Source organism: Streptococcus anginosus, assembly GCF_900636475.1.
Lineage (GTDB): Bacteria > Bacillota > Bacilli > Lactobacillales > Streptococcaceae > Streptococcus > Streptococcus anginosus.
This window is the reverse complement of the sequence record NZ_LR134283.1, coordinates 1421624-1441428: the sequence shown is the minus strand read 5'-3', so window position 1 is coordinate 1441428 and position 19805 is coordinate 1421624. Positions and strand designations below refer to the sequence as shown.

Annotated in this window: 18 protein-coding genes; 17 read left to right on the top strand and 1 reads right to left on the bottom strand. The window is 40.0% G+C overall.

Going from position 1 to position 19805, the window contains the following annotated elements:
• Window positions 1-37: 37 nt before the first annotated feature.
• From EL079_RS07030 to EL079_RS06960, 15 genes are all read left to right on the top strand, one after another.
• Window positions 38-1843 (top strand): glycoside hydrolase family 35 protein, encoded by a 1806-nt coding sequence (locus EL079_RS07030; protein WP_003032054.1) that lies wholly within the window; start codon window positions 38-40, stop codon window positions 1841-1843.
• Window positions 1840-2316 carry a PTS system mannose/fructose/N-acetylgalactosamine-transporter subunit IIB gene (locus EL079_RS07025; protein ID WP_003032077.1) on the top strand — a complete coding sequence of 159 codons (477 nt, stop codon included), beginning with the start codon at window positions 1840-1842 and terminating at the stop codon, window positions 2314-2316. The genes EL079_RS07030 and EL079_RS07025 overlap by 4 nt, the downstream gene beginning before the upstream one ends.
• 18 nt (window positions 2317-2334) lie before the next feature.
• The gene (locus EL079_RS07020; RefSeq protein ID WP_003032052.1) at window positions 2335-3228 is read left to right on the top strand and encodes a PTS mannose/fructose/sorbose/N-acetylgalactosamine transporter subunit IIC; all 894 of its coding nucleotides are present in this window, start codon (window positions 2335-2337) and stop codon (window positions 3226-3228) included.
• Window positions 3215-4042 carry a PTS system mannose/fructose/sorbose family transporter subunit IID gene (locus tag EL079_RS07015; protein WP_003032057.1) on the top strand — a complete coding sequence of 276 codons (828 nt, stop codon included), beginning with the start codon at window positions 3215-3217 and terminating at the stop codon, window positions 4040-4042. Before EL079_RS07020 ends, EL079_RS07015 begins: the two co-directional genes overlap by 14 nt.
• A 17-nt stretch (window positions 4043-4059) precedes the next feature.
• Window positions 4060-4464, top strand: coding sequence for a PTS sugar transporter subunit IIA (locus EL079_RS07010; protein ID WP_003032047.1), 405 nt, complete (start codon window positions 4060-4062; stop codon window positions 4462-4464).
• Between the two features lie 166 nt (window positions 4465-4630).
• A complete protein-coding gene (locus EL079_RS07005) occupies window positions 4631-5800 on the top strand; it encodes an SIS domain-containing protein (protein WP_003032051.1) in 1170 nt (389 codons plus the stop codon).
• A 10-nt stretch (window positions 5801-5810) separates the two neighbouring features.
• Window positions 5811-6812 (top strand): tagatose-bisphosphate aldolase, encoded by a 1002-nt coding sequence (gene lacD / locus EL079_RS07000; RefSeq protein ID WP_003032053.1) that lies wholly within the window; start codon window positions 5811-5813, stop codon window positions 6810-6812.
• A gap of 42 nt (window positions 6813-6854) precedes the next feature.
• The gene (locus tag EL079_RS06995) at window positions 6855-7892 is read left to right on the top strand and encodes an aldose epimerase family protein (RefSeq protein ID WP_003032060.1); all 1038 of its coding nucleotides are present in this window, start codon (window positions 6855-6857) and stop codon (window positions 7890-7892) included.
• Between the two features lie 174 nt (window positions 7893-8066).
• Window positions 8067-9065, top strand: coding sequence for a Holliday junction branch migration DNA helicase RuvB (gene ruvB, locus EL079_RS06990; RefSeq protein WP_003032066.1), 999 nt, complete (start codon window positions 8067-8069; stop codon window positions 9063-9065).
• Window position 9066: 1 nt separating this feature from the next.
• On the top strand, window positions 9067-9630 hold the full coding sequence (locus EL079_RS06985; protein WP_003032038.1) for a nucleotidyltransferase family protein: 564 nt from the start codon (window positions 9067-9069) through the stop codon (window positions 9628-9630).
• A 236-nt stretch (window positions 9631-9866) separates the two neighbouring features.
• A complete protein-coding gene (locus EL079_RS06980; RefSeq protein WP_003032058.1) occupies window positions 9867-10295 on the top strand; it encodes a low molecular weight protein-tyrosine-phosphatase in 429 nt (142 codons plus the stop codon).
• Between the two features lie 8 nt (window positions 10296-10303).
• On the top strand, window positions 10304-10717 hold the full coding sequence (locus EL079_RS06975) for an MORN repeat-containing protein (protein ID WP_003032074.1): 414 nt from the start codon (window positions 10304-10306) through the stop codon (window positions 10715-10717).
• Window positions 10707-12524 carry an acyltransferase family protein gene (locus EL079_RS06970; protein ID WP_003032079.1) on the top strand — a complete coding sequence of 606 codons (1818 nt, stop codon included), beginning with the start codon at window positions 10707-10709 and terminating at the stop codon, window positions 12522-12524. The genes EL079_RS06975 and EL079_RS06970 overlap by 11 nt, the downstream gene beginning before the upstream one ends.
• A 361-nt stretch (window positions 12525-12885) precedes the next feature.
• Window positions 12886-15537, top strand: a complete 2652-nt coding sequence (gene adhE / locus EL079_RS06965) for a bifunctional acetaldehyde-CoA/alcohol dehydrogenase (RefSeq protein WP_003032004.1) — start codon at window positions 12886-12888, stop codon at window positions 15535-15537.
• 427 nt (window positions 15538-15964) lie between these two features.
• On the top strand, window positions 15965-17116 hold the full coding sequence (locus EL079_RS06960; protein ID WP_003031994.1) for an iron-containing alcohol dehydrogenase: 1152 nt from the start codon (window positions 15965-15967) through the stop codon (window positions 17114-17116).
• 57 nt (window positions 17117-17173) lie between these two features.
• Here EL079_RS06960 and EL079_RS10000 read toward each other — a convergent pair whose 3' ends face one another.
• Window positions 17174-17326, bottom strand: a complete 153-nt coding sequence (locus tag EL079_RS10000) for a helix-turn-helix domain-containing protein (RefSeq protein WP_223349578.1) — start codon at window positions 17324-17326, stop codon at window positions 17174-17176.
• A gap of 377 nt (window positions 17327-17703) precedes the next feature.
• Here EL079_RS10000 and EL079_RS06950 point away from each other — a divergent pair, with 377 nt between their 5' ends.
• Window positions 17704-18408 carry an N-acetylmannosamine-6-phosphate 2-epimerase gene (locus EL079_RS06950; protein ID WP_003032022.1) on the top strand — a complete coding sequence of 235 codons (705 nt, stop codon included), beginning with the start codon at window positions 17704-17706 and terminating at the stop codon, window positions 18406-18408.
• 46 nt (window positions 18409-18454) lie between these two features.
• Entirely contained in the window at window positions 18455-19780 is a 1326-nt protein-coding gene (locus EL079_RS06945) for an ABC transporter substrate-binding protein (protein WP_003031966.1), read from the top strand.
• Window positions 19781-19805 lie beyond the last annotated feature (25 nt).

Genomic DNA, 19805 nt, shown 5'->3' with positions numbered 1-19805 from the left:
ACCAATGTAAACGATTGCAAAATTGAAGATTTGTTGTATGAAAGAAGGAAATGATTTGGCAAGATTTGAGATTAAAGAAGAATTTTATCTGAATCAACAGCCTTTTAAAATATTGTCTGGTGCCATTCATTATTTTCGGATTCAGCCAGATGATTGGTATCATTCGCTTTATAATTTGAAAGCTCTAGGTTTTAATACGGTAGAAACCTACATTCCATGGAACGTCCATGAACCTCAGAAAGGGCAGTTTTGCTTTGAGGGGATCTTGGATTTGGAGAAATTTCTTCAAATTGCTCAAGATTTAGGCTTGTATGCCTTACTTCGTCCGTCACCTTATATTTGTGCAGAATGGGAATTTGGTGGTTTGCCGGCTTGGCTTTTGAAGGAGGAGATGAGAATTCGTTCTTCTGACCCTGCTTATTTTGTCGCAGTTGCTAGCTATTATGATGAATTGCTTCCGCGCTTAGTCCCGCATCTTTTGGAAAATGGCGGCAACATTCTCATGATGCAGGTTGAAAATGAATATGGCTCGTATGGCGAAGATAAGGAATATTTGAGAGCTGTTCGAGATATGATGCTAGAGCGAGGTGTGACTTGTCCGCTCTTTACATCGGACGGGCCTTGGCGAGGCACCTTACGGGCAGGAACGCTTATTGAGGATGATGTATTTGTAACGGGGAACTTTGGCTCCAAAGCAAAAGAAAATTTCGCGCAGATGCAGGAATTCTTTGATGAGCATGGCAAGAAGTGGGCACTCATGTGTATGGAGTTTTGGGACGGCTGGTTCAATCGTTGGAAGGAGCCAATTGTCACGCGAGATCCAGAAGAGTTGGCTGAAGCAGTTCACGAAGTCTTACAACAAGGCAGTATCAATCTTTATATGTTTCACGGAGGAACCAATTTTGGTTTCATGAATGGCTGTTCAGCGCGAGGAAGCATTGACCTGCCACAAGTGACGTCTTATGATTATGAAGCTCTCCTTGATGAACAAGGAAACCCAACGCCTAAATACTTTGCTATTCAGCGAATGTTAAAAAAATATTATCCAGAATATCCACAAATGGAACCTTTGGTAAAAGAATCGTTTGAGTTAAAGGATATTCCGCTTAGTGAGAAAGTTAGTTTATTTGAAACCTTAGAAGATGTAGCGCAGCCAATCGAAAGTCTGTACCCTATGAACATGGAGGAGCTGAGACAAAATGTTGGCTATCTACTCTATCGTACAGAAGCGGAATGGGATGCGGACGAGGAACGGATTCGTGTCATCGATGGGCGTGATCGGATGCAACTTTTTGTAGATGGAAACCGTATTACAACTCAGTACCAGACAGAAATCGGCGAAGACATCTTTGTTCCCCGGCAGAAGCAATCCACGCATCAGATTGATATTTTGATAGAAAACATGGGGCGTGTCAATTATGGGCACAAACTGTTGGCAGAGACGCAACACAAGGGCATTCGGACTGGAGTCTGCAAGGATTTGCACTTTATGCTCCATTGGAAACAGTATGTGCTGGATTTCAAGCACCCAGAAAAAATTGATTTCACGAAAGAATGGCATGAAAAACAGCCAGCTTTCTATGCGTTTGATGTTGAATTGAAAGCGCTTAAAGACACGTATATTGATTTGACCCACTTTGGTAAAGGAATTGTTTTTGTCAACGGTATCAATATTGGTCGCTTCTGGGACGTCGGACCGACCTTATCGCTGTATATTCCACATAGTTTGTTAAAACTCGGACAAAATCGAATTATCATTTTTGAAACCGAAGGGAAAAACAACGAATTTATTCATTTAGTTCACAAACCTACATTTAAAACAATAAAGGGGGCAAAATTATGACAATTGTAGGGAATCGGATTGATGGACGTTTGATCCATGGGCAAGTAGCCAATCTTTGGACTACAAAATTAAACATCTCACGTATCATGGTCGTAGATGATGAAGTAGCAGAAAATACTATTGAAAAAAGCGGCTTGAAATTGGCGACACCAGCTGGTGTGAAATTGAGTGTTTTACCAGTTGCAAAAGCAGCAGAAAATATTCTAGCCGGCAAATATGATAGCCAACGCCTGCTCATTGTTGCGAGAAAGCCAGACCGCTTTTTGAAATTAGTAGAAGCAGGCGTGCCAATTGAAACACTCAATGTAGGCAATATGTCGCAGACATCTGAAACGCGTTCTATCACACGCTCAATTAACGTGGTAGATGAAGACGTAGCAGTATTTAACAAGTTGCATGAAAAAGGTGTAACAATAACAGCTCAAATGGTTCCAAATGATCCAGTTGAAGACTTTATGAAATTATTGAAATAAATTTAGGAGGTCATTGTTATGATACAATGGTGGCAAATTCTCTTACTGACGCTGTATTCAGCGTATCAAATTTTGGATGAGTTGACGATTAACTCATCAGCAGGCTCCCCCGTTTTTGCAGGTTTTATCACTGGTCTGGTCATGGGAGATTTGAAGACTGGTTTGTTTATTGGTGGTAGTCTCCAACTCGTTGTGCTTGGGGTTGGTACATTCGGTGGTGCCTCTCGGATTGACGCAACTTCTGGTGCGGTTCTTGCAACAGCATTCTCTGTGGCAACAGGTATGAAATCAGAACTCGCTATTTCAGCTATTGCCGTTCCGGTAGCAGCACTGCTGGTTTACACAGACGTTCTTGGACGTTTCTCTACGACTTACTTTGCACATCGGATTGATGCAGCAGTTGAAAAATTTGACTACAAAGGCATTGAACGCAATTACTTACTCGGTGCCATTCCGTGGGGACTTTCACGTGCCCTTCCAGTATTTCTGGCTTTGTGGCTCGGTGGAGACGCTGTAAAAGCCTTCTCAGACTGGCTTGCCAATAATGCACAATGGATCGCAGATAGATTGATTCTTGCAGGTAAAATGCTTCCTGGTGTCGGTTTTGCAATTTTGCTTCGTTACCTTCCAGTCAAGAAAAATCTCCATTATCTTGGTTTAGGTTTTGCCATTACAGCTATGTTGAAAGTTGTTTTTGACTATATTTCAACATTGGCAGCTGCTTCAGGAGCTGTCAAACAAATCGCTACAGCTCTTGGGGGCGCAAAATTTGAAGGCCTACCAATGATTGGGATTGCGATTATTGGCTTTGCCTTGGCAACAATCAACTATAAAAATGCGACTAATAAACAAGTCGTGACTGTTGCTGCAGAACAATCAGAAAGTGGGGAAATTGACGATGACGAACTCTAATTACAAATTAACAAAAGAAGATTTTAAACAAATCAACCGTCGTAGTCTCTTTACTTTCCAATGGGGTTGGAACTACGAGCGTATGCAAGCATCAGGTTATCTCTATATGATTTTGCCGCAGTTGCGTAAGATATACGGTGATGGTACGCCAGAATTAAAAGAAATGATGCGAACACATACGCAATTTTTCAACACGTCTAACTTTTTCCATACTTTGGTGACAGGGATTGACCTTGCGCTTGAAGAAAATGAAGGGGTTGCGGCTAAAGATACTGTTACAGGGATTAAAACTGGGTTAATGGGTCCATTTGCAGCGATTGGTGATGCGATTTTTGGTTCAACTATTCCTGCAATCATGGGTGGCTTGGCAGCAGGTCTTGCCATTGATGGCAATCCTCTTGGTATTTTCCTTTGGATAGGAGTAACGATTGCGATTAACGTTTTCCGTTGGAAACAATTAGAATTTGCCCACAAAGAAGGCGTCAAATTAGTTACAACGATGCAGGATAAATTGTCCGCAATCACAGATGCTGCAACAGTTCTTGGTGTTTTCATGGTGGCTGCCTTGATTGCTACGATGATTAACTTTAAATTTACCTATACACAAAGTTTTGGTGGTGTAACCTTCAATCTTCAAGAAACATTGGATAAAATCTTCCCGCGTTTGGTTCCGGCATTGTTTACTGGATTTGTTTATTGGCTGCTTGGTAAAAAAGGTATGAATTCAACAAAAGCAATCTTTATCGTGATTATTATTGCAATTGGTGTTTCTGCACTTTCACACTTTACTCATACACCAATCTTAGGTGTCTAAAAGGAGCTTCTCTATAAATGACAAAACAACTTGTATTGGTCAGTCACGGTCGCTTTTGTGAAGAATTGAAAAAAAGCACCGAAATGATTATGGGGCCACTGGACTTCATTCATACAGTTCCTCTGCTTCCAGAGGAAGGAATAGACGACTTTACTGCTAAATTTTCAGCGACTGTAAAAGATTTAGATGATTATATAGTCTTTGCCGACCTGCTTGGTGGAACACCTTGCAATGTCGTTAGCCGTCTGATTTTGGAAGGACTCCAAATTGAACTTTATGCAGGGATGAATATGCCAATGGTGATTGAATTTATCAATTCTGCCCTGACTGGCGTTGAAGCAAAATATATCGAAAAAGCGAACAAATACATCGTGAAAGTCAATGATGTATTAGCAGAAATGAACGATGACGAAGATGAATAAAGGAGTGTCCAGCTAATAGTCGCTGGAAAACACGTCCTTGCTTGAATTGCTCCAATGAGCAATTTGTATAATTAAGGGGGCTGGGGCAAGAAAATGGATTTCTTTAAAATCATCATTTTCCCGCTCCCTTTCTTTTAGTTAGCATTGCAAAGCAGAAAGGAGACCCATGCTAGATTATACAAAGGAAGACTTGATTGAATTAGGTGCGGAAATCACCACACGGGAAATCTATCAACAGCCACAAGTTTGGCAGACGGCTTTTGAAAATTATAAAGCGCAAGCTGATGAGATTGCAGCTTTTCTGAATAATATTGATGAAAAGTATGATTATATCAAGGTTATTTTGACAGGCGCTGGAACTTCAGCCTATGTCGGAGAAACACTTCTCCCTTATTTCAGAAAGATTTACGATGAACGCAAGTGGAACTTTAATGCCATTGCAACGACAGATGTTGTCGCTAACCCGCTTGCTTATCTGCACAAGGAAGTACCAACTATTTTGGTTTCTTTTGCCCGTAGCGGCAATTCACCAGAGAGTGTTGCGGCAGTTGACTTGGCAAAAGACATAGTTGAGGAACTTTACCAAATCACGATTACATGTGCAGCAGAAGGTAAATTAGCCCAGCAAGCACACGGTGACGAACGCAATTTGCTCTTGCTCCAACCTTCGCCGTCAAATGATGCTGGCTTTGCCATGACATCGAGCTTTACGTCTATGATGTTGACAGCCTTGCTCGTCTTTGACAAAGCAGATTTAGCTGCAAAAGCCGAAAAAGTTTCTGCATTGATGACATTGAGTCAAGAAGTGCTGGACTCAGCAGAAGCGATTCAAGAGATTGTTTCCTTAGATTACAACCGTGTCATTTACTTAGGAGCAGGTCCCTTCTTTGGCTTGGCGCATGAAGCTCAGCTGAAAATTTTAGAATTGACAGCAGGACAAGTGGCGACCATGTATGAAAGCCCAGTCGGATTCCGTCACGGTCCAAAGTCGTTAGTGAATGAAAAGACGGTCGTTGTGGTGTTTGGATCGACAGATCCCTACACCAAATTATACGACCTTGACTTAGTACGAGAAGTAGTCGGAGATGAGATTGCCCGCAAGGTAATTTTATTGACAGAACAAAAAGAAGATTTGGAAAATGTTGAACAAGTCATTCTTTCTAGTCAACAGCTAGCAGATGATGTTTATCGCGTATTCCCTTATATTGTTTATGGTCAATTATTTGCTTTGTTGACAGCCCTCAAGGTGAAAAATCGTCCAGACACACCGTCTCCGACAGGCACCGTCAACCGTGTTGTACAAGGCGTCATCATTCACTCATTTGACAAAGAATAGGAAGGAATCCATGGAAAAATTAAGGATTAGTCATGAAAAATTAGCACACTTAAAGAATCTTTCAGATGAAAATGACATTATTGGAGCTTTGGCGATTGACCAGAGAGGTTCGTTGAAAAAAATGCTGGCAAGTGGCACACATGCTGTATCAGGAAATGAAGCGCTCATTGAATTTAAACAATTGATTTCCAGTCAGTTGACTCCGTATGCAACTTCTATCCTTTTAGATCCAGAATTCGGTGTACCTGCTACCCAATTACGTGCGCCAGAATGCGGTCTTATCGTTGCCTATGAAAAAACAGGTTATGATGCGACAACAGAAGGTCGCTTGCCAGACTTGCTACTAAATTGGTCAGTCAAACGCATTAAAGAACTAGGCGGTGATGCAGTCAAGGTTTTGATTTACTATGATGTAGATGACAAACCTGAAATCAATGACATCAAGCAAGCCTGGGTAGAGCGCGTGGGAAGTGAATGTGTGGCAGAAAACATTCCTTATTTCCTTGAAATCTTGACGTATGATGCAAAGCGTGATAATGTAGTAGATGCAGATTATGCGAAAGTAAAACCGCACAAGGTCAATGAAGCCATGAAGCTCTTTTCAAATCCGCGCTACAATGTTGATGTCTTGAAAGTGGAAGTACCGGTCAATATGAATTTTGTCGAAGGGTTTACGAAAGGCGGGGTTGAACCTGTCTACAGCCTTGCGGAAGCCAAGACATTTTTCAAAGAGCAGTCTGATGCAACTCACCTGCCCTTTATTTTCCTGAGTGCTGGAGTTAGCGCAGAGCTTTTCCAGGAAACGCTCAAAGTGGCGCATGAAGCAGGTTCTCAATTCAATGGAGTCCTTTGCGGTCGTGCGACTTGGAAAGAAGCTGTTACCGTCTTTGCTAATCAAGGAGCAGAAGCAGCCAAAGCTTGGCTTGATGAAACGGGGCGTCAAAATATTGAAGACTTGAATCATGTTTTACGTGAAACAGCCGTTTCGTGGACGGAAAAGCTAGAGATTTAAAAGAGGAAAACATAAATTTGTAATAAAAACAAGGAAAGTTGTATGAAATCTTATCAAGAAGCTATTTTTGGAACATTTCAAGGAAAAGATATTGTTGCTTACACATTTGAAAATGACTTGGGCTATCGTTTGAAAGTCATGACTTATGGTGCGACTGTCTTAGAGTATGTCACTCCGGACAAAAATCTTGAATTTGCAAATATCGTGGTGGGGTTTGATCATTTTGATGCCTATGTAGGCAACAGCCCTAAATATGGTGCAAGCGTCGGACCAGTTGCAGGACGGATTACAAAAGCACAGTTTGAGCTGAATGGTGAAACCTATCAGTTAGAGGTCAATAATGCAGAAAATTGCAATCATAGTGGTTCTACTGGCTGGGATAGTGCCATTTTTCAAGTGGAAGAGGTCACGAATGAAGGCATTACTTTTTACACCGAGCGTGTAGATGGCACTGGTGGTTTTCCGGGAAATCTGAAAGTCTGGGTTTCCTATGCTTTAACGGAGATAGGCGAATTAGAAGTTTCTTACCAAGTCCAGACGGACAAGGATACCTTGGTCAATCCAACCAATCACAGTTACTTTAACTTAACAGGCGATTTCAATCAGCCAATTGATCATTGTATTTTGCAGCTGAATACTCTCGGTGTCTATCCTATCGCACCAGATGGAATACCTGCTAAAATATCAGATTTAGAACATAACTTTGTAAAACAGCTTTGCCAAGGCGTTTCTATGAAGGATATTTTTGCCAATCAAGATGAGCAGATTCAGATTGTATCAGGTTTGGATCATCCATTTGCTTTAAACAAGCAAGAGGATAGGGCTGGTTCTTTGTACGATCCGAAGTCAGGTCGCTTTTTGACGTTTAAAACAAGTGCGCCATGCCTAGTGACTTATTCAGCAAATTTTGTAGATGATACGGTCATTTTAAATGGACATCCCATGATCCAGCACAACGGCTTAGCTCTGGAAACTCAGGCACTTCCTGATGCGATTCATAGCGACTTGAAAGCAGATGTTATCTTAAAAGCGAGTGAGATTTTTACCAGCACGACCATTTATCATGCAACAACTAAATAACACGATATATTGAAACGATAGATTATTTGTCTGTCGTTTTTTTATTTGAAATATCCAGCATTATCAAATAAAGACTTTCTAGTCTTTTTCATAATAACACTCCCTTCAATTTCTATTTGTAAAACCTAAGTTCAAACTAACTTACTAACCTGATTTTTTGTTATAATAGTAGTTATGAGTAGAATTTTGGATAATGAACTGATGGGAGACGAGGAGCTCGTAGAGCGCACATTGCGTCCCCAGTATTTACGAGAATACATCGGTCAAGACAAGGTCAAAAATCAATTAAAGATTTTTATCGAGGCAGCTAAGTTGCGAGATGAAGCGCTAGATCACACGTTGCTTTTTGGACCTCCAGGGTTGGGAAAGACCACTATGGCTTTTGTCATTGCCAATGAACTGGGAGTCAATCTCAAGCAAACTTCGGGTCCAGTTGTTGAGAAAGCGGGCGATTTGGTGGCAATCTTGAACGATTTGGAGCCGGGAGATGTTCTCTTTATTGATGAGATTCACCGCTTGCCTATGTCTGTTGAAGAGGTGCTCTATAGCGCTATGGAAGATTTTTACATTGATATTATGATTGGCTCTGGCGAGACCAGTCGTAGTGTTCACTTGGATTTGCCACCGTTTACCTTGATTGGCGCTACGACCAGAGCTGGTATGCTGTCCAATCCTTTACGGGCTCGTTTTGGCATTACTGGTCACATGGAATATTATGCAGAAGCAGATTTGACGGAGATTGTGGAGCGGACGGCAGACATCTTTGAAATGGAGATTACGCATGAAGCAGCTGAAGAATTAGCTCTGCGTAGCCGGGGCACGCCTCGGATTGCCAATCGACTTCTTAAACGCGTACGAGATTTTGCTCAGATTATGGGTGACGGGCTGATTGATGACCAAATTACTGATCAAGCGCTGACGATGCTGGATGTGGATCAAGAAGGCTTAGATTATGTGGATCAGAAGATTCTTAAGACCATGATTGAGGTTTATGGCGGCGGGCCAGTTGGTCTGGGGACTCTGTCTGTCAATATCGCAGAAGAGCAGGAAACGGTAGAAGACATGTATGAGCCTTATTTGATCCAGAAAGGATTTGTTATGCGAACTCGAACAGGGCGTGTGGCAACTCGTAAAGCTTACGAGCATTTGGGTTATGAATATTTGGAGAAATAACATGCTGTCCGAAAAAGAGATTTTACATGCGTTTTCATCAGACCAAGATATGATGACTATCTTACAGATTATCTATGGCTTGCAATTGAAAGACAGCTGGCTTTGTGCTGGTTCGGTGCGAAATTTCATCTGGAATATTCTGTCGGACAAGCCCGGCTTTGATACAGAGACGGATGTGGATGTGATTTTCCTTGACCCAGATGTTTCTTATGAGGAAACACTCAACATTGAAAATCGGCTCAAGCGAGAATTTCCACATTACCATTGGGAAGTCAAGAATCAAGTCTATATGCATATCCACAGTCCAAATACCCAATCTTATACTAGCTCGCAAGATGCCATGAGTAAATATCCAGAGCGCTGTACAGCTGTGGGTTTACGTTTGTTGGATAATAGACAGCTGGAACTCTTTGCGCCTTATGGCTTAGACGACATTCTCCATTTTCGTGTTCAGCCGACTCCGCATTTCTTAACAGATCCAGCGAGAAAAGCTCTTTATGAACAACGACTGAGCAAAAAGAATTGGCAGAAGAAGTGGCACAATCTTCAAATTGAATTTCTTTAAAATTTCTCAAAAATAGTAAAATCTTTAAGAAAAATTTAAGTCAATATCGGTATACTATAATTACAAGTTGAGAAGAACTTAACTTGAACTCCTAAAAACTTTTCTTTTTCATAATAATCTCCCTATAAGAGTCGCCCAATCGGCGGCTTTTGTGTTTTTAAAAGAATTCAAAAATTCTCAGGGGTTTAAATTCCTATTTTTTTAGATTTTGTTATAATAGTAAAGAGGTCTATGCTATGAAAAAAATTGTGTTTGTTTGCTTGGGAAATATCTGTCGCAGTCCAATGGCAGAATTTGTGATGAAAGATTTGACAGATGGTGTTTATGTTGAAAGTCGTGCGACTTCGGATTGGGAGCATGGTAATCCAATCCATTCGGGAACGCAGGCGATTTTTAAGAAATATGCCATTCCTTACGACCAAAGCAAAACTTCTCAACAAATTTCACAGCAGAATTTTGTAGACTTTGATTATATTATAGGAATGGACGAATCCAATTTTCAAGATTTGAGGAAAATCGCACCGGGAAAATATCTGGAGAAAGTATTCCAATTTGAAGAGAAAAGTGTGCCAGATCCGTGGTACACAGGTGATTTTGACGAGACTTACCGGCTTGTTTTGGCAGGTTGTCAGAAATGGATTAAGCGCATAAAGAGCGAAGATTAGTGGAGAGAATGGACACATTAAAAGAATTTTACGAAAAGTACAAAATTTATCTCACAAGGCATAACTTGGAATTGCTAGCAGTAACGGTTATTGTCCTATCAGCGATGGTGGCTTTTACATCAGGTATTCCCAGTCAAGGGGCATTGACCTTGGATAAAGGAGCAATCAAATATAATGGCAGTCTCGTCCGTGGGAAAATGAATGGTCAAGGAACATTGACTTTTAAGAATGGTGATGTTTATAAAGGCTATTTTAAAAATGGAACTTTCAATGGGAAAGGAACTTTTACAGCTAAAGCTGGCTGGAAGTATGAAGGAAATTTTGTAAATGGTCAAGCAGATGGTCAAGGCAAATTAACAACAGAAAATAATGTTGTCTACAAGGGAAAGTTTAAACAGGGGATTTATCAAAATGCGCGTTAAATGGTTTTCATTAGTGAGGATTACAGGGTTACTTCTAGTCCTGCTCTACCATTTCTTCCAGAAAGCTTTTCCTGGCGGTTTTATTGGTGTGGATATTTTCTTCACTTTCTCAGGCTTTTTGATTACATCTCTCTTGATTGATGAATTTGCCAGAGACAAAGACATTGATGTTAAAGGATTCTTGAGACGTCGCTTTTATCGGATTGTGCCACCGCTTGTCTTTATGATTTTGATTGTCATGCCCTTTACCCTGTTGATTCGGAAGGATTTTGTGGCTGGTATTGGGACGCAAATCGCTGCTGTGCTCGGCTTTGTGACAAATTTTTATGAAATTTTGTCTGGTGGAAATTACGAGAGTCAATTTATCCAACATCTCTTTGTGCACACATGGAGCTTGGCTTTGGAGATGCACTACTATATCTTGTGGGGCTTGGCAACATGGTATTTAGCGAAGAAAAGTAAAACCATTGGGCAATTTCGTGGTATTATCTTTCTTTTATCATCTGCTTTGTTCTTGATTAGTTTTCTCTCTATGTTTGTCAGAAGTTTCTTCTCTTCAAACTTTTCTGTGATTTACTTTTCAAGTTTCACGCATATCTTCCCGTTTTTTGCAGGAAGTATTTTAGCGACACTTTCGGGTGTGAGTGATTTGGGAGCACCTTTTCGTAAAATGGAGCAGGCGCTTGATTTGAAAAAGACCTTTTATCTACTTGGTGGTAGTTTTGCAGCTTTGCTGTTATTGACCTTCCTTCTGAAATTTGACAATTTATTGACCTATCTGTTTGGTTTCCTTCTTGCAACGGTATTTTCGGTGGTGATGATTTTGGCAACACGTGTGCTCCATGAGAAGACGCCACATGTTGATGAGCCGCCCGTTATCACATTTATTGCAGATACGAGCTATGGTGTGTATTTGTTCCATTGGCCGTTTTACATCATCTTTTCCCAATTGATGAGCAATGGATGGGCAGTTCTATTGACAACCGTGCTTTCCTTTGCCTTGGCGGCTTTCTCTTTCTATCTGTTAGAGCCGACATTAGCAGGTAAAGAGCCAAAAATATTTGGCTTGAAGATGGACATCAAGCAAATCACAACGCCTGTATTTTATAGTTTGATTCCATTAACACTGGTTGCTTTTGTCATGATCATGACTGCTCCGAAAATTGGTGCCTTTGAAGAAAATTTGCTCGTCAATGGGTTGAATCAAGCTGACAGTAAAATGCAGATTACTCGTACCCAAGCTGATAATGTGAGTGCCAGTCAATACAACGTAGCAAAGGGTACGACAGTTATCGGAGATTCGGTAGCTTTGCGAGCAAGTGAATGGCTCAAGCAGGCTATGCCGGAAATTCAAGTGGATGCAGCAGTCAGTCGAAACTTAGAATCGGGCTTGCAAGTCTATCAAACTGATATTTCAAACAAAGTACTTCTGGAAACAGTGGTCTTAGCCTTGGGAACCAATACGGTTGATAACTACGAAAGTTTGCTCAATCAATTTATTGAGAAATTACCAAAAGGACATCGTTTGGTTTTAGTGACGCCGTATGATGGTCGGACAGCACATAACGCTTCTAGCTTGGCAGTCAAAACACGTCAGTATGAATTGGAATTGGCGAAAAAATACGATTATGTATTTGTGGCGGATTGGTATCAAACTGCTATTGAACACCCAGAAATTTGGTATGGAACTGATTATGTGCACTTTGGCTCGGAGACAACAACAATCACCAAAGGCGGTGAACTCTATGCTCAAACCGTCAAACAAGCCATTGATGAAGCTGTGAAAAAAGGAACAGTGAAGAAATAATAGTAATAATTAGAAGTCATGGATTGCCTTGCGATTCATGACTTTTGTGTGCTGTAAAAAGATAGTAGGGTAGAACGAGGGTGTAGGAATACACAGCAAAAATGCTCTTTTTTACATAACTTTTGTTTTTGGAAATCTTGAAAAAGTATGTGAAATATATAATTTTAAGTTTTAAACTTCACAAACAATGTTTTTAAATATAATAGAAAACTCATGTTTTGAAACAAATTCACAATATAAAAGAAAAAGTTTGTGAAGTTTACTTGAAAGTGTTTACAAGAGAAAGAAAATAAGGTATAATAATCTTGTGAAAAAATTAACAAAGGATTTATAAAAATCCTAAAAACCATTGGAGGAACACATGGCTGATAAAAAAACATTAACTCCCGAAGAAAAAAAGTTAGCTGCTGAAAAGCATGTTGACGAACTCGTTCAAAAAGGGCTAGTTGCTCTGGAAGAAATGAGAAAATTAAATCAAGAACAAGTAGACTACATTGTTGCAAAAGCTTCAGTTGCTGCTCTTGATGCACATGGTATCTTAGCAGAACATGCTGTTAAAGAAACAGGTCGCGGTGTCTTTGAAGACAAAGCAACAAAAAACCTTTTTGCCTGCGAACATGTTGTTAACAATATGCGTGGTGTTAAAACTGTTGGTGTGATTGAAGATGATCCTATTACAGGTTTAACGAAAATTGCTGAACCGGTCGGAGTAATCTGCGGAATCACTCCAACGACCAACCCAACTTCAACAGCGATTTTTAAATCATTGATTTCGTTGAAAACGCGGAATCCAATTATCTTTGCTTTCCACCCATCTGCTCAAGAATCTTCTGCTCATGCGGCACAAATCGTACGTGATGCAGCGATTGCAGCAGGTGCACCTGAAAACTGTGTTCAATGGATTACACAGCCATCTATGGAAGCAACAACAGCTTTGATGAACCACGAAGGGATTGCAACAATCCTTGCGACTGGTGGGAACGCCATGGTAAAAGCTGCCTATTCATGCGGCAAACCTGCTCTTGGAGTTGGTGCTGGTAACGTTCCAGCTTACGTTGAAAAATCAGCAAATATCCGCCAAGCAGCACATGATATCGTGATGTCCAAATCATTTGATAATGGTATGGTCTGTGCATCTGAGCAAGCCGTGATCATTGATAAAGAAATCTATGATGAATTTGTAGAAGAATTCAAATCTTACCATACTTACTTTGTCAACAAGAAAGAAAAAGCGCTTTTGGAAGAATTCTGTTTTGGTGCAAAAGCCAACAGCAAGAACTGCGCTGGTGCAAAATTGAACCCAAATATTGTTGGTAAACCAGCTACATGGATTGCTGAGCAAGCAGGATTCAAAGTACCAGAAGGAACAAATATCTTGGCTGCTGAATGTGCAGAAGTTGGAATTAAAGAACCATTGACTCGTGAAAAATTATCACCTGTTATTGCAGTTTTGAAAGCTGAAGATACTGAAGATGGACTTAAAAAAGCTCGTCAAATGGTTGAATTTAATGGGCTAGGACACTCAGCTGCTATCCATACAAAAGACGAAGCTCTTGCAAAACGTTTCGGTACGGAAATAAAGGCAATGCGTATTATCTGGAACTCTCCATCTACCTTTGGTGGTATCGGTGATGTATACAACGCCTTCATTCCATCATTAACACTTGGATGTGGTTCATACGGACACAACTCAGTTGGTGATAATGTATCAGCTATCAACCTTCTTAACATCAAGAAAGTAGGAAAACGTAGAAATAATATGCAATGGTTTAAAGTTCCTTCAAAAATCTACTTCGAACGTAACTCAATCCAATACCTTCAAACTTGCGAAGGTATCGAACGTATCATGATTGTTACCGATAAATCAATTGAAAAACTCGGTTTTGTACAACGTGTGATTGACCAATTGAATCTTCGTAAAAACAAAGTCACGATTCAAGTCTTCTCAGATGTTGAACCAGATCCAGATATCACAACAGTTCGTCGTGGTGTTGAAGTAATGCGCTCGTTTGAACCAGACACTATCATTGCCCTTGGTGGTGGCTCACCAATGGATGCGGCTAAAGGTATGTGGATGTTCTATGAACAGCCAGACGTTGACTTCGGTGACCTCGTTCAAAAATTCATGGATATCCGTAAACGTGCCTTCAAATTCCCATCACTTGGTAAGAAAGCTCAATATATTGGTATTCCAACAACATCTGGTACAGGTTCAGAAGTAACACCGTTTGCAGTTATCTCTGATAAGGCAAATAATCGTAAATACCCTATCACTGACTATGCATTGACACCAACCATTGCAATTGTTGATCCTGCTTTAGTAGAATCTGTTCCAGCATTTATTGCTGCTGACACAGGTATGGATGTCTTGACACACGCAACTGAAGCTTATACTTCTAACTTTGCCAATGACTATACAGATGGTATTGCTCTTCAAACTATCAAGTTAGTCTTCAAATACTTGGAAAAATCTGTAAAAACGGCTGACCCAGAAGCCCGTGAAAAGATGCACAATGCCTCTACAATGGCTGGTATGGCCTTTGCAAATGCCTTCCTTGGAATGAGTCACTCAATGGCGCATAAGATTGGTGCTGTTCACCACACCATTCACGGACGTACAAATGCTATTTTACTTCCTTATGTTATCCGTTACAATGGAACTCGTCCATCTAAAACTACAACATGGCCTAAGTACAACTACTGGAAAGCTGATGAAAAATTCCAAGATATTGCTCGTATGCTAGGTCTTCCTTGCTCAACACCAGAAGAAGCGGTTGAAGCGTATGCCAAAGCTGTTTATGACCTTGGTGTAGCGGTTGGTATCAAGATGAACTTTAAAGATCAAGGTATTGATGAAAAAACTTGGAAAGATAGCTTACATGATATTGCCGTTCTTGCTTATGAAGACCAATGTTCACCAGCAAATCCACGCTTGCCAATAGTTACTGACATGGAAGAAATTATGGCTGATGCCTACTATGGCTATGCAGAACGTCCAGGACGTCGTAAATAGACAGTAAAGTTTGTTCTAATTTGAATCGTTCGTCATTGTACAGACAATGTATTCAGATTTTTAAACATAAATCAGTTTATCAGTCACCATCTCCCTGCTTTTGTAGGGAGATTTTTCTATTTGGAGAGAGTGTCCTTTCTCTTGCTTAATATTGTATGCGTTTTCCTGTAAACTAGTTGTGAAAAAAGGAGGGCGGTCATGTTTCAATTGTTGGTATTTGATAGGGACGATGTCATTGTGGATACAGAAAATCTTATACTTCTCTTTGCCCTAAAATATCATAATAGACTGATAAGTTTTGAATCTGTAAATTTGATACTAAAATAATGAAAAGTTGATGTTGCAAAAAGCATTATGAGTGTTATAATATAGTTGTGTAAGCGGTTTCTAAAATAGATAATATTTATAAAAATAAGGAGGAAATATAATGTCAGTATTTTATGTTCCATCAGTTAATCTTATTGGTTGTGGTGTGATTAATGAAATAGGTGGTCATATCAAAGAGTTGGGGTATAAGAAAGCTCTCTTGGTGACAGACCATTATATTGCAAGTAGTGACATTTTACCTAAGGTAACTACACCACTTGATAAGGAAGGCATTGAGTATGTCGTTTTTAGTGATGTTGAGCCGAATCCAACTGTTAAAAATGTTGAAGATGGTTTAGCTGTTTTGCGAGATAATAATTGTGATTTTATTATTTCACTTGGTGGTGGTTCGCCGCAAGATGCTGCAAGTAGTATTTCAATTCTTGCAACGAATGGCGGGCGTCCGCAAGATTACGAAGGTGTTCACAAATCAAAGGAAAAAGGCTTGCCGGTTGTAGCAATCAATACGACAGCAGGAACATCAGCTGAAATCACGATTAACTATGTTATTACTGATGAAGAGCGTAAAGTGAAAATGGTTATGGTTGATAAGAATAGCCTTGCACTCCTGTCAGTAAATGATCCAGAATTGATGATTTCAAAACCAAAAGCTTTGACAGCTGCAACAGGTATGGACGCTCTTACATATGCGGTTGAAGCTTTGGTAACACCAGGTGCGTATAATGTGACGAAAAAATTGTCTATTGGTGCAATTGAGTTAATTAAAGAATTTTTACCACGTGCTGTTGAAAATGGCCATGACATTGAAGCACGCGAAGCCATGGTTAATGCGATTTTCCTAGGTGGTATGGCCTTTAATAATGCTGGGCTAGGTTATGTACATTCTATGGCTCATCAACTTGGAGCAGTTTACAATCTTCCTCACGGTGTTTGTTGTGCCATGCTTTTACCGATTGTAGAGCGTGAAAATGCAAAACGTGTGCCAGAAGCATTCCGAAATGTTGCAAAAGCTCTTGGTCTCCATACGGAAGGTAAAAGTGATAAAGAATGCGCTGATTATGCCATTTCTGAAATTGAAAAATTATCAGCAACTGTGGGTATTCCGAAAAAATTGACAGAACTGGACATTAAAGAAGAAGAATTTGACTTTGAATACCTTTCTAAAAATGCACTCATTGATGCTTGTGCACCAGGAAATCCATTTATGCCAACCTTAGAAGAAACGATTGCTCTTTACAAAGAATTGTTTTAAGTGCTGATTTGTCATAAAAATAAGCTACCGATGAAATTTTCGGTAGCTTATTTACGTTCATTTTGGGGAATGTCCAAAATAGGTACGATATTTGTCATAAAAGTAAGTTTTATTTGAAAATCCAACACTTTGTGCTACCTCGTAAATTGGCATACGTGTAGATAGGAGAAGATGTTTAGACGGACGCCAGGACAATACCGAAAAGAACACCAGCACTGAGAAATTTTATTCAAAAGCAACTCTGGATGATGCTCCTGAAAAAAGCATTCACCCTTGCTAATTCTATTATAGGGTCTCCATTCTGGAAAATTCTTGGGGGAAATCTTGTGACGATGTGGTAGATAGCGCTCGCAGAGATGTAGTCTTTTGCGTGCCTCAGAGGCAATGTGCGATAATGATAGTATCATGTTAAAATGATTATCTCTCTGAAACTACTTTCAAGATTTAAGAGAAAAGTGAGTGTTATCAGAAATTAGAACCAAAATCTCAGATATTGTTGAAAGCGCTTTAAAAAATAGTTATAATAACATCGTGAGATTGATGGCGCTTTAAAAATCGATCTACAATAGCAAAGGAGAAGGCTGTCTATGGCACAAATGACAAAAGACGAGCTGATTGCCAAAATAAAAGATGGCATCATTGTTTCCTGTCAAGCCTTGCCACACGAACCGCTATATACTGAAGCAGGTGGGGTTATTCCCCTTTTGGTAAAAGCGGCTGAACAAGGGGGAGCTGTTGGCATTCGAGCTAATAGTGTTCGGGATATTAAGGAAATTAAAGAGGTTACTTCGCTGCCAATCATCGGCATTATCAAGCGAGATTATCCACCTCAAGAGCCGTTTATTACCGCAACGATGCGAGAAATTGATGAACTAGCAGCTCTGGATATTGAAGTAATTGCTTTTGATTGTACAAATCGGGAACGTTTTGACGGTTTAAAGATTGCGGATTTTATCAAGCAAGTTAAGGAAAAATATCCTCATCAATTGCTCATGGCAGATGTGAGCACCTTTGAAGAGGGTGTGGCTGCAGCAGAAGCAGGTGTGGATTTTGTGGGTACAACATTGTCAGGTTACACCTCTTATAGTTTGCAATGTGAGGGGCCGGATTTTGATCTGATAAAAAATTTATGTGATGCAGGTTTGGATGTCATCGCGGAAGGAAAAATCCATTATCCGAGTGAAGCCAAAATCATTCATGACCTAGGTGTTAGAGGAATTGTAGTGGGTGGTGCCATTACGCGTCCCAAAGAAATCACAGAGCGCTTTGTTGCGGCAGTATGTGAAAATTAGGAACAACTCTATCCGTATAAAAGGATAAAACAAAAGGAGAAAAAATATGAGAATGAAGAAGATACTTTGTTCGTTGTTTGCAGGAGCTGCTATTTTATCGTTAGCAGCATGTGGAAATTCAGGTGGTTCAAACAAATCAGCTGATTCAGGAAATTCCTCTGGCAAGACAGAGATTACTTGGTGGGCTTTCCCAGTCTTCACGCAAAAAAAGGCCAGCGATGGTGTTGGTACGTATGAAAAAGAAATTATCAAAGCATTTGAAAAAGCCAATCCAGATATTAAAGTAAAATTAGAAACCATTGACTTCAAATCTGGTCCAGAAAAAATTACAACAGCTATTGAAGCAGGAACAGCACCAGATGTCCTCTTTGACGCACCGGGTCGGATCATTCAATATGGTAAAAATGGGAAGTTGGCAGAATTGAATGATCTCTTTACTGATGACTTCGTCAAAGATGTTAACAACGATCAAATCATTCAAGCAAGTAAGGCTGGTGATAAAGCTTACATGTATCCAATCAGTTCTGCTCCGTTTTATATGGCATTGAACAAGAAAATGCTGAAAGAAGCTGGTGTGTTAGACCTTGTTAAAGAGGGCTGGACAACTGCTGACTTTGAAAAAGTATTGAAAGCATTGAAAGCTAAAGGGTATACTCCTGGCTCACTCTTCAGTAATGGTCAAGGTGGTGACCAAGGTACACGTGCTTTCATTTCAAATCTTTATGGTGGTTCTGTAACAGATGATAAAGTGACAAAATATACAACGGACAGTCCAAACTTTGTCAAAGGTTTGAACAAAGCAGTGAGCTGGATTAAAGATGGTTTGATGACAAACGGCTCTCAATTCGATGGTGGAGCAGATATTCAAAACTTTGCGAATGGGCAAACTTCTTATACTGTTCTTTGGGCACCTGCGCAAAATGGTATCCAAGCAAAATTGTTGAAGGCAAGTGGCGTTGAAGTTGTTGAAGTACCATTCCCGTCAGACAATGGCAAACCAGCTTTGGAATACCTTGTAAATGGCTTTGGTATCTTTAACAATAAAGACAAAAAGAAAGTAGAAGCTGCTAAGAAATTTGTCAAATTTATCGCTGATGATAAGAAATGGGGACCACAAAATGTTGTTCGTACAGGTGCTTTCCCGGTTCGTTCATCATTTGGTAAATTGTACAATGACAAACGGATGGAAACAATCAACACTTGGACAAAATATTATTCACCATATTACAACACGATTGATGGATTTGCAGAAATGAGGACACTCTGGTTCCCAATGTTGCAATCTGTTTCAAATGGCGATGAAAAAGTTGAATCTGCTTTGAAGACCTTTACAGAAAAAGCAAATGAAACCATTAAAAAAAGTAAAAAATAAATAATGTAACGATTTCCCTTTTTCT